Source organism: Demequina zhanjiangensis (assembly GCF_030418315.1).
GTDB classification, from domain to species: Bacteria; Actinomycetota; Actinomycetes; order Actinomycetales; family Demequinaceae; genus Demequina; species Demequina zhanjiangensis.
In genome coordinates, this window is sequence record NZ_JAUHPV010000006.1 from 59592 (window position 1) to 73241 (window position 13650).

A 13650-nucleotide genomic window follows, 5' to 3' on the forward strand; every position below is an offset into this window, starting at 1 on the left:
TGCCTGTCACACCGGATAGGTAGCCTGGAGGACGATGGCACGGTTGGAAGGAGACCGTATGTCCCGCCCCACGGACACCGGCGACCTGCTCAAGTGCACCTTCTGCGGCAAGACGCAGAAGCAGGTGCGAAAGCTGATCGCGGGCCCCTCCGTCTACATCTGCGACGAATGCATCGGTCTGTGCAACGAGATCCTCGAAGAGGAGTTCGCTGAGCAGGTCGAAGCGGAGCTCACCGAGCTCCCGCGCCCGCGCGAGATCTACGACTTCCTCGAGCAGTACATCGTCGGGCAGACGCAGGCCAAGCGTGCGCTCTCCGTCGCCGTGTACAACCACTACAAGCGTGTGCGCGCCGCCGACACGAAGCCCAAGGGCGACGAGGACTCGGTGGACATCGCCAAGTCCAACGTGCTGTTCATCGGCCCCACCGGCACCGGTAAGACGTACCTCGCGCAGACCCTCGCGCGCATGCTCAACGTGCCGTTCGCCATCGCCGACGCCACCGCGCTCACCGAGGCGGGCTACGTGGGTGAGGATGTCGAGAACATCCTCCTCAAGCTGCTGCAGGCCGCCGACTATGACGTGGACAAGGCGCAGCGCGGCATCATCTACATCGACGAGATCGACAAGGTGGCCCGCAAGGCCGAGAACCCGTCGATCACCCGCGACGTGTCGGGCGAGGGCGTGCAGCAGGCGCTGCTCAAGATCCTCGAGGGCTCCGTGGCCTCCGTGCCGCCGCAGGGCGGGCGCAAGCACCCGCACCAGGAGTTCATCCAGATCGACACCACCAACGTGCTGTTCATCCTCGGAGGCGCCTTCGCGGGCCTTGAGGAGATCATCTCGTCGCGTGTCGGCCGCAAGGGCATCGGCTTCGGCGCGCAGCTGAAGGAGGCGGACAACTCCGACCTCTTCTCGGCCGTCACGCCGGGAGACCTGACCAAGTTCGGCCTCATCCCCGAGTTCATCGGGCGCATGCCGGTGGTCGCCACCGTCTCGCCGCTCGATGTCGAGGCGATGGTGAGCATCCTCACCCAGCCCAAGAACGCGCTCGTGAAGCAGTACCAGCGCATGTTCGAGATCGACGGCGTGGAGCTCGTGTTCGAGGAGGACGCGGTGCACGCGATCGCCGAGCAGGCGCTCGAGCGTGGCACCGGTGCTCGTGGACTGCGCGCGATCATGGAGGAGGTCCTCCAGGAGACGATGTTCGAGGTCCCCGGACGCGACGACATCGAGCGGGTCGTCGTGACCCGTGAGGTCGTCCTGGACCGCGTGGCCCCGGCATTCCTGGTCCGCCCGGCAGACGAGCACGAGGGCGCGGCCTAACCCTCGCCCCTCTCAAAGCGGGTACATGGTGGTCGCCCACCGGGTACATGGTTGGCTCTCACGGGGTGGGTTGTTGTCGCACTCCGGAAGCTCACTGTCGTCGTCTAGGCAAATGCACCAGAAGTTCGCGCATCGTCCCAAGGACGGCGTGGCGTCGCGTTCTCCACTGCCGGCGCCGCCACGACACATGTGGGTTCGCCCGGACGGGTATCACCGTTCTCATGACTCACCTGAGAGCGATGCCGAGCCCTACCCAGAGCCTCCTCGCCGCGATCCGCTCGGAGCCGCGCGCGTTCACGTTCAGGGAGCTCACCGGGATCGCCACTGCGCGACGAGTGCGGACCGCGATCCAGCGAGGCGTGATCACACGGATCCTTCCAGACGCCTACGTGGCTACAAGGTTCGCGGAGGACTTCCGGGCCAGGGCCGACGCTGTGCTCCTGTGGGCTGGTCCTGGCGCGGCGCTCGTGGGCGCGGCAGGTCTGCATGTGTGGGGATTCCTTGAACACCCACCGACCTCGATCGAGGTGATGGTGCCGCACCCCGACCATCCACGTGCACCTACATGGGTCCACGTCAGGAGGCGCGTGAGAATGCCCGAGACGGTCCGAGTACGGGGCTTCACGGTGCTGGATGCGGCCGACGCGATCGTGGCGGGGTACGGAAGCCTCGAGATCGGCGAACGTGCCGAGACGTTCTATCGGGCGGTACGAAGCCGCATCGTGTCGCCTGAGTCCCTGGCGGACGCCCTTGAGAGAACCCCGCGCGTGCGAAACCGTCGCGAACTGATGCTGAGAATCGCCGCCGCGGGTGCTGGCGTCGAGAGCTACCTGGAAGAGCACGGCCTCAGGAGGGTCTTCACCGAGCGGGAGTTCCCCCAGTTGCACCGGCAGCATCGAGTGCGGGTCGGCGCAGCCGTCTACCGGACCGACATGTTCGATCGCGCGACCCGAACAGCCGTAGAGCTGGATGGTGCGCAGTTCCACGGCTCGGCAAGGGCGCGGATGCGGGATCAGCAACGCGATGAAGCGCTCGCCAGCATCGGTGTTCTCACCTTGCGGTTCTCGTATCGGGACATCATCGACCGGCCCGAGTGGTGCAAGGACACGTTGAGGCGAGTCCTTGAGGACCGACAGCCAACACCGCGTGATGCTTCCGAGGAGGCCGACCTGGCCTAGCGATGACGAAGGCGGGTCCTCGTGAGAGGGACCCGCCTTCGTCATGTCGCCGACAACCACGTACCCGGTTGCCGACAACCAGGTACCCGGTGGGCTGTTAGTCCGCGAGGACCGCGTTCTCCGTGCGGACCACCGTGGTGTCCGCGATCTCATCAGGAGCGCCATCCTCCGGGCCCACGCCGTCCACGCCCGGCTCGAGCGCAGCGACCGAGTCGACGATCTGCATCTCGCGGACCTTGCCCGCAGACATCAGGTCGGCCTTCGCCGCGCGCACCAGCTCGACCTGAGCCTCGGGGACCAGCACGTCGACGGACACGATCTCCGTACGCTGCGCCACCTTCGCCTCAGACTTCACCTTGCGCAGCGCCGACAGCGCGGCACCGGCGGCCGGCAGGACGCCCGCGTCAGCGCCCTCGCCCGCAGCCGAGCTGAGGGGAGCGGACACCGGCCACGAGGCGTGGTGCACCGAGCCCTCGCGGAACCACGACCACACCTCCTCGGTCGCGAACGGCAGCACCGGAGCGAACAGGCGCAGGAACGTCTCAAGCGAGAGCGTGAGCGCCGCACGCGCCGACCCCGCCTCGGGCGAGCATCCCGCCGACGCGTCGATCGCCTCGCCCGGAGCGGCACCGTCGTACGCGCGCATCTTCACGAGCTCGAGGTAGTCGTCGCAGAACGTCCAGAACAGGGTCTCTGCGACCTCGAGGGCCTTGGTGTGGTCGTACTTCTCGTAGGCGGCGGTCGCCTGGTCCACGACGTCGGCCAGCGCGGCCAGCATCGCCTTGTCGAGCGGCTGGGTGACGGGCAGCGCCATCACGTCGTTGGATACCGCGACGCCCTCCTCGAGCGAGGAGTTCGCGGCCGTCGCGATGCCGGTCGCGCCGAGCACGAACTTGGAGGCGTTGAGGATCTTCATCGCGAGGCGACGACCGATCTTCATCTGGCCCTCGTCGAACGCCGCGTCGGTGCCCAGGCGGGCCGAGGCCGCCCAGTAGCGCACCGCGTCGGAGCCGTGCTGCTCGAGCAGGCCCATGGGGGTCACGACGTTGCCCTTGGACTTGGACATCTTCTTGCGGTCGGGGTCCAGGATCCATCCGGAGATCGCCGCGTGCTTCCACGGGAGCACGTCGCTCTCGAGGTGGGCGCGGACGACGGTGGAGAACAGCCAGGTGCGGATGATGTCCTGGCCCTGGGGGCGCAGGTCCATGGGGAAGACCTTGGCGAACAGCTCGGGGTCGTCGCGCCATCCGCCGACGATCTGCGGCGTGAGGGACGACGTGGCCCACGTGTCCATGACGTCCTTCTCGCCCATGAAGCCGCCGGGCACGCCGCGCTGCGACTCGTCGTATCCGGGCGCGGCCTCGGACGTCGGGTCGACGGGCAGGGTGTCCTCGGCGGGGACGATCGGCTGGTCCCACACGGGGTTGCCCTCGGCGTCGAGCGGGTACCAGACGGGGATCGGCACGCCGAAGAAGCGCTGGCGCGAGATCAGCCAGTCGCCGGTGAGGCCGTTGACCCAGTTCTCGTAGCGCTTGCCCATGTGCGAGGGCACGAAGTTCAGCTCCTCGCCGCGCGCGATCAGCTCGCCACGGAGCTTCTCGTCCTTGCCGCCGTTGGCGATGTACCACTGGCGGGAGGTGACGATCTCGAGCGGCTTGTCGCCCTTCTCGAAGAACTTCACGGGGTGCGTGATCGGCTTGGGCTCGCCCTCCATGATCCCGGCCTCGGCGAGCATCTCGACGACGCGGGCCTGGGCGGAGAAGACGGTCTTGCCGGCGAGCTCGGCGTACGCGGCCTTGCCCTCGGGGGAGTCGATCGCGGCGGGCGGCTCCGCGAGGAAGCGGCCGTCCCAGCCGATGCATGCGCGGGTGGGGAGCTGGAGCTCGCGCCACCACACGACGTCGGTCACGTCGCCGAAGGTGCAGATCATCGCGATTCCGGAGCCCTTGTCGGGCTGGGCGAGGCGGTGGGGCACGACGGGCACCTCGACGCCGAACAGCGGCGTGCGGACGTGCTTGCCGAACAGCGGCTGGTAGCGCTCGTCGTCGGGGTGGGCCACGAGGGCGACGCACGCGGGCAGGAGCTCGGGGCGCGTCGTCTCGATGTAGACGGACTCGTAGGAGCCGGTGGCCTCCTCGAGGTCGGCCGCGGGCTCGAAGGCGAGACGGTGGTACGCGCCGGGGCGCTCGCGGTCCTCGAGCTCGGCCTGCGCGACGGCGGTGCGGAACGTCACGTCCCACAGCGTCGGCGCCTCCGACTGGTAGGCCTCTCCGCGTGCGAGCGAGCGCAGGAACGCCTGCTGCGCGACGGCGATGGAGGAGGGGGAGATGGTCTGGTAGGTGCGCGACCAGTCGACGGACAGGCCGAGGTGACGCCACAGCGCCTCGAACTGCTTCTCGTCCTCCTCGGTGAGGCGCTCGCAGAGCTCGACGAAGTTCTTGCGCGAGATCGGCACCTGGTCGGCGGCCTTGATGGACTTGCCCTCGCCGCCCACGTGCGGGGGCTCGAAGCCCTCCTGGTACGGAAGCGACGGGTCGCAGCGCACGCCGTAGTAGTTCTGGACGCGACGTTCGGTGGGGAGGCCGTTGTCGTCCCAGCCCATCGGGTAGAACACCTCCATGCCGCGCATGCGCTGGAAGCGGGCGACGGTGTCGGTGTGCGTGTAGCTGAAGACGTGGCCCACGTGCAGCGACCCCGAGACGGTCGGGGGAGGGGTGTCGATCGAGTAGATCTGCTCGCGGGTCTTCGAGGAGTCGAAGCGGTACGTGCCGAGGGTCTCCCAGGCGGCGTTCCAGCGGTCCTCGAGCCCGTCGACGGTGGCCTTGTCAGGGATGCGCGACGTCATGGGGGCATTCTTCCAGAACGGTGGGGGAGCAGGCGAACACGCCCGACGCCGGGTGCCGGTCTGTCGCGTGGTTCGGGCCGACGTGGGTGCGGCTGGGGGCGGAATGTCCGGTGCGTGAGGTTCCTCCTGGCTTTTCTCAGATGCGGGTTGCTAGTGTTCCGGCGTGACCGAAGCGAGGCTGCGTTCAGAGTTCCTGCGCGTGATGGAGGAGTTCGACGGCGACGCGGGCGACGGGCTCAAGCCGGGCCTCAAGGCGATGATCAGGTTGCGTTGCAGCCACATCAATGGCGACGCCTACTCGGTGCGGATGCATTCGGAGGAGCTCGCCTCGCTGGGGGCGCGCCCGGATCTGATCGCGGCGCTCGCTCGCCCGGTGAAGCTGATGCGCGAGGATCTGGTGACGCCGGCGCAGGCGGCGGTGCTGCGCTTCGCGGAGATCCTCACGGACTATCCGCGTGGTCTCGAGGTGGAGGCGCGCGCGGAGCTGCGGCGTCACTTCTCCGCGAAGGCGGTCGGCGCGATCATCGAGGTGGTCGCGGTGACGAATGCCTGGAACAGGGTGACCCGCGGCTCGGAGTAGCCGCGAGGCCGCACCACTTGTCCTCGGCGGGGCTCCTGCCAGCGACGACGCAGGAAACCGGCGTCCCGTTCGCCGCGCGCTCGCGGTGCATCCGGCGTAGCGTCTGACTCATGGTGAGATTCATCCTGAATGCGGTCATCTACCTCGGTTCCGCTGCGCTCGGCCTGTTCGTCGCGTCGCTCGTGCTGGGGTCCGACTTCACGCTGCCTCCGGCGGCGCTTCTGCTGGCGACGGTGTTCTTCGCCGTGTTCCAGCTGATCCTGAGTCCGTTCATCTTCAAGATGACGCACAAGTATGCGTCGGCGTTGACGGGTGGCGTGGGCCTGGTGTCCACGTGGGTGGCGCTTCTTCTCACCAGCATGTTCGTCGGCGATTTCGACATCTCTGGCGGCATCAGCACGTGGCTTGCGGCGATCGTGATCGTCTGGCTGGTCACGGCGATCGCCACGTGGGTCCTTCCCATGTTCCTTCTCAAGGAGGCGGTCGAGAACCGCAAGGACAAGTAGCAGCCCAGTTCTGCGTCGGGCATGCCCCGGTGACCGACGCGCCCCTCGGTGGCGCGTCTCCCAGTGTCACCAGATCGGGACGTAGGTCCTAGGACCTATGCCCCAGGGGGTATATTTTCTTCGGAGCCGCAATGGCGCGGCCCGACAGCAGAAGAAGGTGATCCTCATGGCCCGCGTGGTCGTCCTCGGTGCCGGTGTCTCCGGCCACACCGCCGCCCTCTATCTCCGCAAGCGCCTCCCGCGTGAGCACGAGGTGATGGTGGTCTCCCCGAACTCGAACTACAACTGGATCCCGTCCAACATCTGGGTCGGCATCGGCAAGATGACCACCGACGACGTGGTGTTCCCCCTGGCGCCCATCTACGACAAGAAGGGCATCACCTTCGTGCAGGCCAAGGGCGTCGCCCTGTGGCCCGAAGGCGACGCGCACGTCGAGGACGGGTCCGACGGTGCCACCGCCTACGGCACCGTGGCCGACGCGTCGGGCGCCAAGGCGAGCGTCACCGGTGAACTGGGACTCGCGACGCCCGCCGTGGACGTCGAGCACACCGGCCCCGGCCGCGCAGGCGAGGTGGAGCGCATCCGCTACGACTACGTCGTCAACGCCACCGGACCCAAGCTCAACTTCGGTGCGACCGAGGGCCTCGGGCCCGACGCCGGCTACACGGTCTCCGTCTGCACGCCGAGCCACGCCACCCAGGCGCACAGCGAGCTCGACCAGCTGATCGCCGCCGCCAAGAAGGGCGAGAAGAAGAAGGTCGTCATCGGCGTCGGGCACGGCACCTGCACATGCGAGGGCGCCGCGTTCGAGTACACGTTCAACGTGGAGCACCAGCTCCGCGAGGCGGGCGTGCGCGACAACGTCGAGCTCACCTACCTGACCAACGAGAACGAGCTGGGCGACTTCGGCGTGGGCGGCATGCAGTTCGAGCAGAACGGCTTCCGCACCACCAGCCAGCTGTGGACCGAGTCGCTCTACCGCGAGCGCGGCGTGAAGGCCGTCACCGGGGCGGCGGTCACCAAGATCGAGCCCGGGGTCATCCACTACGACCAGCTCGACGGGTCCCACAACGAGATGCAGTACGACTTCGCGATGCTGCTGCCCCCGTTCAAGGGCAACGACTGGAAGGCGTACGACGCGACGGGCGCCGACATCACCGGCACCATCTTCGCGCCGTCGGGCTTCATGAAGGTCGACGCCGACTACACGCCCAAGAAGTACGAGGAGTGGACGGCCAAGGACTGGCCGCGCACCTATCAGAACCCCACGTACTCGAACATGTTCGCCGTGGGCATCGCGTTCGCCCCGCCGCACCAGATCTCGCAGCCGCGTGCCACGCCCGACGGCGTCGCCGTGGCCCCGAGCCCGCCCCGCACCGGCATGCCCTCGGGCACCATGGGCAAGGTCGTGGCGTTCACGATCGCGGACATGATCACCAAGGGCGCGACCGAGCCCACGCACTCCGCGTCGATGTCCGAGATGGCGGCCGCATGCGTCGCCTCTGCGGGCACCGGCCTCAAGACCGGCACGGCGGCAGCGATGACCATGAGCCCCGTCGTCCCCGACTGGGAGAAGTACCCCGAGACCGGCCGCAACCTCAAGGAGACGTTCGGCGAGATCGGCCTCGCGGGCCACTGGGTCAAGCGCATGCTGCACACCCTGTTCATCTACAAGGCCAAGGTGAAGCCGGGCTGGACCTGGATCCCGGAGTAAGGAGGACTCGACATGGACACGACCAACGAGAGGATCGCGGCCGCGCCGCTGCCCACCTCGGGCGAGCTCAAGCGCCGCCACAACCCGTTCCTGCAGTTCGCGCGCTTCATGCGCATCAACTGGACGATGTGGAGGCTTGCGCGCAAGCACCACTGATCGCCGGATCTCCGACAGTACGAACCATTCTCACCGGGACACGCCGACGTGTGGCCCGGGGGTCGGCGCCTCGCCCGGGGTGTCGGCCCTGAGGATGGTTCGTACTGCTGTGCGGGGCCGACGGTGTGGCGGGGCCGACGTGCGGGCCGGGCCCACGACGCCGGAAGCGTCAGGCGTGCAGGACCTGCACCCCTGCGGCGGAGAGCGCCGCGGCGAAGTCCTCCGGGGGAGCGGTCTCGGTGATGACGTAGTCCACCTCGTCGAGCGACGCGAAGTGCGCGAAGAGCTTGCGGTGGAACTTGGTGGAGTCGATGAGGATGGCCACCTTGTCGGCGTGGTCCATCATGTCGCGCATCACCTCGGCCTCGGCGATGTTGGAGGTGCAGAAGCCGCCCTCGAGCGTGGCGCCGCCGACGGCGATGAGGGCGAGGTCGGCGTGGACCTCGACCTCGCGGTCGCCTGAGCCGCTGAACGCGACCTTGCACACGGTGGCCTGCGAGCTCTCCCGCACCATGCCGCCGAAGACGTAGAGGTTGCGGTAGCTCTGCGGGTTGAGCTCACCGGACAGCAGCAGGTTGTTGGTGGCGATCGTGAGGTCGTGGTGCTCGCGCAGGCTGCGGGCGACCGCGAGCGTGGTGGTGCCGCCGTTGATGAGCACGGAGGAGCCGTCCTCGACGATCTGTGCCGTGAGCCGGCCGATGGTCTCCTTGGCGGCGGTCTGGACGCGCTTGCGGATGTCGAGGCCGGACTCCGGCTTGGGGAGCGCGTCGGGGCTGACGGCGCCTCCGTGGGTGCGGATGAGCACGCCGTCGGCGTCGAGCGCGTCGAGGTCGCGACGGATGGTGTCGACGGACACCTCGAACCGTTCGGCGAGCTCGGCGACCGTCACCTGGCCCGCTTCGGCCACGGCGGCCGCGAGTCGCGCCTTGCGGCCGGCCGGAAGGCGTCGTTTGAGCTCGTCGTTGCGGGTTGACCCCGTTGTCACCTGTGTCACGCCCCCATTTCTAGCATGAAACTGCAAGAAGATGCAGTGTGAGCGGTCTCAGCGGGCAATCGAAACGTTGCGATGCCGTTGTCATGCTTGATAAAGCCGAAGTTTGGGTTGACAGTCGCAAAAAACATGCACTAGCGTGCAGGAAGCCGCATAAGAGCGCATCCAGGCGCAGGGAAAGCGGCATGACTCGAAGGAGAGTTACAGATGAGCAACGGCGCTCGTATTCGTAGAAAGGGGCTGGCAGCCACGGCCGGCCTGGCAATCCTTGGCCTCACCGCAGCGTGCAGCTCCGGTGACGCCACCTCCGACAGCTCCGCGGACGCGGGGAGCGGCAGCGGCGAGGACGTCGTCCTCGAGTTCGCGCAGTGGTGGGAGCCCGAGCTCCCCGACGGCATGCTCCGCGGCCTCATGGACCAGTTCGAGGAGGAGAACCCCGGCATCACGGTCGAGCTCCTCTCCGGTCCGTACGCCTCCACCAAGGAGCAGGTCGTCGCGGGTGCCGCCTCCGGCACCATGTCCGACGTCGTGGGCCTCGACGGCGCGTGGGTCTCCGACTTCGTCAACCAGGGTGCGATCGCGGACCTCTCCGCGCTCATGACCGACGCCGGATACGACGAGTCCCAGCTGGCCGCGCAGGTCCAGCTGAACGGAGCCACGTACGAGATCCCGGTGGTCAACTTCGCGTACATGCTCTTCACGAACGACGCGATCCTGGCCGACGCAGGCGTCGACGTCCCGTCGACCCGCAGCGAGTTCGTGGACGCCGCCGAAGCGGTGACGACCGACGACGTGTCGGGATGGATCCTGCCGCTCTCGCTCGAGGCTCCCAACGGAGTCCAGAACGACGTCATGTCGTGGGTGTGGGCCTCCGGCGGCTCGATGCTCGCCGACGGCCAGCCCGACCTGACCAACGAAGCGGTCACCTCGGCGACCGAGTACATCAAGGAGCTCAACGACGCAGGCGTCATCGCCCCGGGAGCGGCCACGCTCAAGGAGCAGGACAAGGTCGAGGAGTTCACCAACGGCCGCGTCGCCATGATGATCTCGTCGCTCGCGCACATCAACACGATCCGCGAGTCGAACGCCGACCTCGAGTTCACGATCTCCGCGGTTCCCGCAGAGGACGGCTACAGCGGCGAGCGCGGCACCCCCTACGCCTCGTGGGGCATCGGCGTCGCCGAGAACTCGGAGCACAAGGCCGAGGCCTGGAAGCTCATCGACTTCCTCATGAGCGAGTCGGCCAACGCCGAGCTCGCCGACGCGGCCAACGCCTTCCCCGGCAACTCGACCGCGGTCCCGGAGTTCGTCAACAACGACGAGATCTTCCAGGAGGCGTTCGACGTCTGGCAGGCCGGCTACCCGGCCAACGAGTTCGTCGGACTCCCGGTAGCCGAGCAGCTCATGCGTGAGTACGGAGAGCAGCTCCAGCGAGTCCTCGCCGGTGAGATCGAGGTCTCCGAGGCCCTCGAGAACGCGCAGGCCGCCTGGATGGACGAGTTCTAACCCACCCCTTCCGGACTCATCCATCGGTCCGTGCCGGGCGCTCCCGGCGCCCGGCACGGACCCCACCCCAAGGAGCACTCCCTCATGACTGCCACGCTCACCCCTGAGGTGAAGGAGGAGCACCGCCCGGAGGAACCCCCGTCCTCCCGGGTGCGGCTCCGCCGCCTGTGGGACAGGCTGACGCCCTACGGCTTCCTGTCTCCCACGCTCGTGCTGCTGATCATCCTGATGGTCACGCCGATCGTCATGGTCATCGGCTACTCGCTGATGGACCGTGTGATCACCGCCCCGGAGTCCAACTTCGTCGGCTTCGAGAACTACATGCAGGTCCTCACGGACCCGGCCTTCGCGAACGCGGTGGGCAACACCATCTACTTCGCGGGCATCAGCGTCGTCGCGCACTTCGTCCTCGGCATCGCGTTCGCGCTGATGCTGAACTCGCCGATCCTCGGCCACAAGACCAAGGCGATCTTCCGCACCGTCTACATCCTGCCGTGGCTGTTCACCATCGCGATCGTCGCGGTCCTGTGGCGCATGCTTCTCAGCCCGAACGGCATCGTGAACTACCTGGTGGAGACGCTCGGATTCAGCGCGGGCAGCGTCGAATGGCTGTCCGACCCGAGCCTCGCGCTCCCCGCCGTGACGTTCATCAACATCTGGTCCGGCTACCCGTTCTTCATGGTCAGCCTCCTGGCGGGCCTCCAGGGCATCTCCCGCGACCTGTACGAGGCCGCGACGATCGACCGCGCCGGCCCCATCAAGCAGTTCCTGCACGTGACGATCCCGCAGCTCAAGCCGATCATCATCTCGATGGCGCTGCTGGACTTCATCTGGACCACGCAGCAGTTCGCGTTGATCTGGATGACCACAGGCGGCGGACCGATCGACCGCACAGAGATGGTCAGCACCTACACCTACAAGCTCGCGTTCTCCACGTACGACTTCTCCGTCGCGTCAGCGGCTGCGGTCGTGGTGCTCGTGCTGTCGATGGTGCTCGCCTTCTTCTACGTCCGCCACCAGAAGTCGAGGGACTGACATGACCGCCGTCACCGCCGCCGGCGCCTCGAGCGCCGCCACCGCCCCGACGCGGACGGACGTGGTCCGTCGCCAGCGTCGCAAGAAAATCGCGCTGATCGTCGCGCTCGTGCTCGGTGCGGGATTTCCCGCCCTGCCGATCGTGTGGATGGTCTCCAGCTCGTTCAAGACCAACGGCGAGATCTTCGAGTACCCGCCGCGGCTCATCACGGAGAACTTCTCGTTCGACGCGTACACCGCCATCCTCACGGACCCGGAGAAGCTGCGCTTCTTCTTCAACAGCTACTTCATCGCCGGTTCCGTCACGCTGCTGACGCTGCTCGTGGCGGTGCATGCCGCCTACGCATTCAGCCGCTTCGAGTTCCCCGGCAAGCGCATCATCAACGTGGTCGTCATCTCGGTGCAGGCCGTGCCGCCGATCACGCTGCTGATCCCGTACTTCGGCCTCGTGGTCGCGCTGGGGCTCTACAACACCTATCCCGGTCTGATCCTGACCTACATGGTGTTCACGCTGCCCTACGCGATCATCATGATGACCGGCTACTTCAACACTCTGCCGAAGGAGCTGGACGAGGCCGTCAAGGTCGACGGAGGACGCCCTTTCACAGCGCTGTGGAAGGTGCTCATCCCGGTCTCCGTGCCCGGCATGGTCTCCGTGGGCGTCTACACCTTCATGATCGCGTGGAACGAGTACCTGTTCGCTCTCACGCTGACCCGCACCAACGACATGCGGACCGTGCCGATCGGCATCCAGCTGCTCATGGGCCAGCACGCCTACGAGTGGAACCAGATGATGGCGATGAGCGTGCTCGGCTGCATCCCCGTGCTGATCCTCTTCCTGTTCTTCCAGCGGTACTTCATCGGCGGAATGTCCGCCGGCGCCGTCAAGGCGTGACCGCCGGACCCTGAACCCCACCCAACCCGAAAGGAACCCACCCATGCTCACCTCCGGCGACGCCATCCTTCAGGTGGCTCACCAGCACTCGTTCGCTGTGCCCGCGTTCAACATCTCCGACTGGAACATGTGCCGCGGCATCGTCGAGATCAGCGAGGAGAAGAACGCCCCGCTGCTCATCGCGATCCACCCCGACGAGCTGAGCCACACGACCGACGCGCTCATGCCCGCGATCAAGGAGCTGGCCCACCGCGCATCCGTGCCCGTGGCCATCCACTTCGACCACGGCGCGACCGTGGACCAGATGGTCTGGGCCGTGCAGTCCGGCTTCACCTCGGTGATGCTCGACGGTTCGATGCTCCCGTTCGACGAGAACGTGGCCCTCACCAAGGCGGCCGTGGACATCGCGCACGCCGTCGGCCTCTCGGTCGAGGGCGAGCTCGGCACGATCGGCAAGACCGACTCCGAGGCCGAGGACGGCGCGGACAACATCATCTACACGGTGCCTGAGGACGCGGTCCGCTTCGTGGAGCTGACGGGCGTCGACTCGCTCGCGGTCGCGATCGGCACGTCGCACGGCATCTACCCGTCGTGGATGAAGCCCGAGCTCAAGCTCGACCTGCTCAAGGAGCTGAAGAAGGCCGTGGACATCCCGCTGGTCCTCCACGGCGGCTCCAACAACCCCGACTCGGAGATCGGCGAGGCCGCCACGCTCGGCGTCAACAAGATCAACATCTCGTCGGACATCAAGGTCGCGTACCACGCCAAGATGCGCGAGGTCCTGGCCGATGAGTCGGTCCGCGAGCCCAACACGATCCAGCCGCCGGCGATCGAGGCCATGAAGGTCGAGGCGGCGCACAAGATCGACCTGTTCGGCGCCGCCGGCAAGGCCTCGCTGTACTGACGGATCGGAGGGCGGAGGA

13 protein-coding genes are annotated in these 13650 nt (G+C 67.2%); 10 read left to right on the forward strand and 3 right to left on the reverse strand.

Going from position 1 to position 13650, the window contains the following annotated elements:
* Positions 1 to 58: 58 nt before the first annotated feature.
* The gene (gene clpX / locus QQX04_RS10465; RefSeq protein WP_301128940.1) at positions 59 to 1321 is read left to right on the forward strand and encodes an ATP-dependent Clp protease ATP-binding subunit ClpX; all 1263 of its coding nucleotides are present in this window, start codon (positions 59 to 61) and stop codon (positions 1319 to 1321) included.
* 226 nt (positions 1322 to 1547) lie between these two features.
* Here clpX and QQX04_RS10470 read toward each other — a convergent pair whose 3' ends face one another.
* Positions 1548 to 1688 carry a hypothetical protein gene (locus tag QQX04_RS10470; RefSeq protein WP_301128942.1) on the reverse strand — a complete coding sequence of 47 codons (141 nt, stop codon included), beginning with the start codon at positions 1686 to 1688 and terminating at the stop codon, positions 1548 to 1550.
* A gap of 226 nt (positions 1689 to 1914) precedes the next feature.
* Here QQX04_RS10470 and QQX04_RS10475 point away from each other — a divergent pair, with 226 nt between their 5' ends.
* Positions 1915 to 2499, forward strand: coding sequence for an endonuclease domain-containing protein (locus QQX04_RS10475; protein WP_301128944.1), 585 nt, complete (start codon positions 1915 to 1917; stop codon positions 2497 to 2499).
* A gap of 97 nt (positions 2500 to 2596) precedes the next feature.
* Here the strand turns inward: QQX04_RS10475 and valS are convergent, their stop codons facing one another.
* Positions 2597 to 5344: a valine--tRNA ligase gene (gene valS / locus QQX04_RS10480; RefSeq protein WP_301128946.1), complete on the reverse strand. Its 2748-nt coding sequence runs from the start codon at positions 5342 to 5344 to the stop codon at positions 2597 to 2599.
* Positions 5345 to 5507: 163 nt separating this feature from the next.
* Between valS and QQX04_RS10485 the strand changes: the two genes are divergently transcribed.
* The 4 genes from QQX04_RS10485 (at position 5508) to QQX04_RS10500 (ending at position 8300) form a co-directional block, all read left to right on the forward strand.
* The gene (locus QQX04_RS10485; RefSeq protein WP_301128948.1) at positions 5508 to 5924 is read left to right on the forward strand and encodes a carboxymuconolactone decarboxylase family protein; all 417 of its coding nucleotides are present in this window, start codon (positions 5508 to 5510) and stop codon (positions 5922 to 5924) included.
* A gap of 110 nt (positions 5925 to 6034) precedes the next feature.
* Positions 6035 to 6430: a phage holin family protein gene (locus QQX04_RS10490; protein ID WP_301128949.1), complete on the forward strand. Its 396-nt coding sequence runs from the start codon at positions 6035 to 6037 to the stop codon at positions 6428 to 6430.
* Positions 6431 to 6596: 166 nt separating this feature from the next.
* Positions 6597 to 8144 carry an NAD(P)/FAD-dependent oxidoreductase gene (locus QQX04_RS10495; protein ID WP_301128950.1) on the forward strand — a complete coding sequence of 516 codons (1548 nt, stop codon included), beginning with the start codon at positions 6597 to 6599 and terminating at the stop codon, positions 8142 to 8144.
* Between the two features lie 12 nt (positions 8145 to 8156).
* Entirely contained in the window at positions 8157 to 8300 is a 144-nt protein-coding gene (locus QQX04_RS10500; RefSeq protein WP_301128952.1) for a hypothetical protein, read from the forward strand.
* Positions 8301 to 8469: 169 nt separating this feature from the next.
* Here QQX04_RS10500 and QQX04_RS10505 read toward each other — a convergent pair whose 3' ends face one another.
* Entirely contained in the window at positions 8470 to 9294 is an 825-nt protein-coding gene (locus QQX04_RS10505; protein ID WP_301128954.1) for a DeoR/GlpR family DNA-binding transcription regulator, read from the reverse strand.
* A 204-nt stretch (positions 9295 to 9498) separates the two neighbouring features.
* On the opposite strand from QQX04_RS10505, the gene QQX04_RS10510 reads away from it, so the two are divergent.
* The 4 genes from QQX04_RS10510 to QQX04_RS10525 all read left to right on the forward strand — a co-directional run bounded on the left by QQX04_RS10510 (position 9499) and on the right by QQX04_RS10525 (position 13631).
* Positions 9499 to 10797 (forward strand): ABC transporter substrate-binding protein, encoded by a 1299-nt coding sequence (locus QQX04_RS10510; RefSeq protein ID WP_301128955.1) that lies wholly within the window; start codon positions 9499 to 9501, stop codon positions 10795 to 10797.
* Positions 10798 to 10881: 84 nt separating this feature from the next.
* Positions 10882 to 11832 carry a carbohydrate ABC transporter permease gene (locus QQX04_RS10515; RefSeq protein WP_301128957.1) on the forward strand — a complete coding sequence of 317 codons (951 nt, stop codon included), beginning with the start codon at positions 10882 to 10884 and terminating at the stop codon, positions 11830 to 11832.
* Position 11833: 1 nt separating this feature from the next.
* Complete coding sequence (locus QQX04_RS10520; protein WP_301128959.1) at positions 11834 to 12727, forward strand: carbohydrate ABC transporter permease; 894 nt, start codon at positions 11834 to 11836, stop codon at positions 12725 to 12727.
* A gap of 43 nt (positions 12728 to 12770) precedes the next feature.
* The gene (locus tag QQX04_RS10525) at positions 12771 to 13631 is read left to right on the forward strand and encodes a ketose-bisphosphate aldolase (RefSeq protein ID WP_301128961.1); all 861 of its coding nucleotides are present in this window, start codon (positions 12771 to 12773) and stop codon (positions 13629 to 13631) included.
* The last annotated feature ends 19 nt before the right edge of the window (positions 13632 to 13650 follow it).

Excerpts from the sequence above, each read along its gene's own strand:
- clpX (WP_301128940.1), top strand. The coding sequence starts at position 59 with ATGTCCCGCCCCACGGACACCGGCGACCTGCTCAAGTGCACCTTCTGC.
- QQX04_RS10475 (WP_301128944.1), top strand. The coding sequence starts at position 1,915 with ATGCCCGAGACGGTCCGAGTACGGGGCTTCACGGTGCTGGATGCGGCC.
- valS (WP_301128946.1), bottom strand. The coding sequence starts at position 5,344 with ATGACGTCGCGCATCCCTGACAAGGCCACCGTCGACGGGCTCGAGGAC.
- QQX04_RS10490 (WP_301128949.1), top strand. The coding sequence starts at position 6,035 with ATGGTGAGATTCATCCTGAATGCGGTCATCTACCTCGGTTCCGCTGCG.
- QQX04_RS10495 (WP_301128950.1), top strand. The coding sequence starts at position 6,597 with ATGGCCCGCGTGGTCGTCCTCGGTGCCGGTGTCTCCGGCCACACCGCC.
- QQX04_RS10500 (WP_301128952.1), top strand. The coding sequence starts at position 8,157 with ATGGACACGACCAACGAGAGGATCGCGGCCGCGCCGCTGCCCACCTCG.
- QQX04_RS10510 (WP_301128955.1), top strand. The coding sequence starts at position 9,499 with ATGAGCAACGGCGCTCGTATTCGTAGAAAGGGGCTGGCAGCCACGGCC.
- QQX04_RS10515 (WP_301128957.1), top strand. The coding sequence starts at position 10,882 with ATGACTGCCACGCTCACCCCTGAGGTGAAGGAGGAGCACCGCCCGGAG.
- QQX04_RS10520 (WP_301128959.1), top strand. The coding sequence starts at position 11,834 with ATGACCGCCGTCACCGCCGCCGGCGCCTCGAGCGCCGCCACCGCCCCG.
- QQX04_RS10525 (WP_301128961.1), top strand. The coding sequence starts at position 12,771 with ATGCTCACCTCCGGCGACGCCATCCTTCAGGTGGCTCACCAGCACTCG.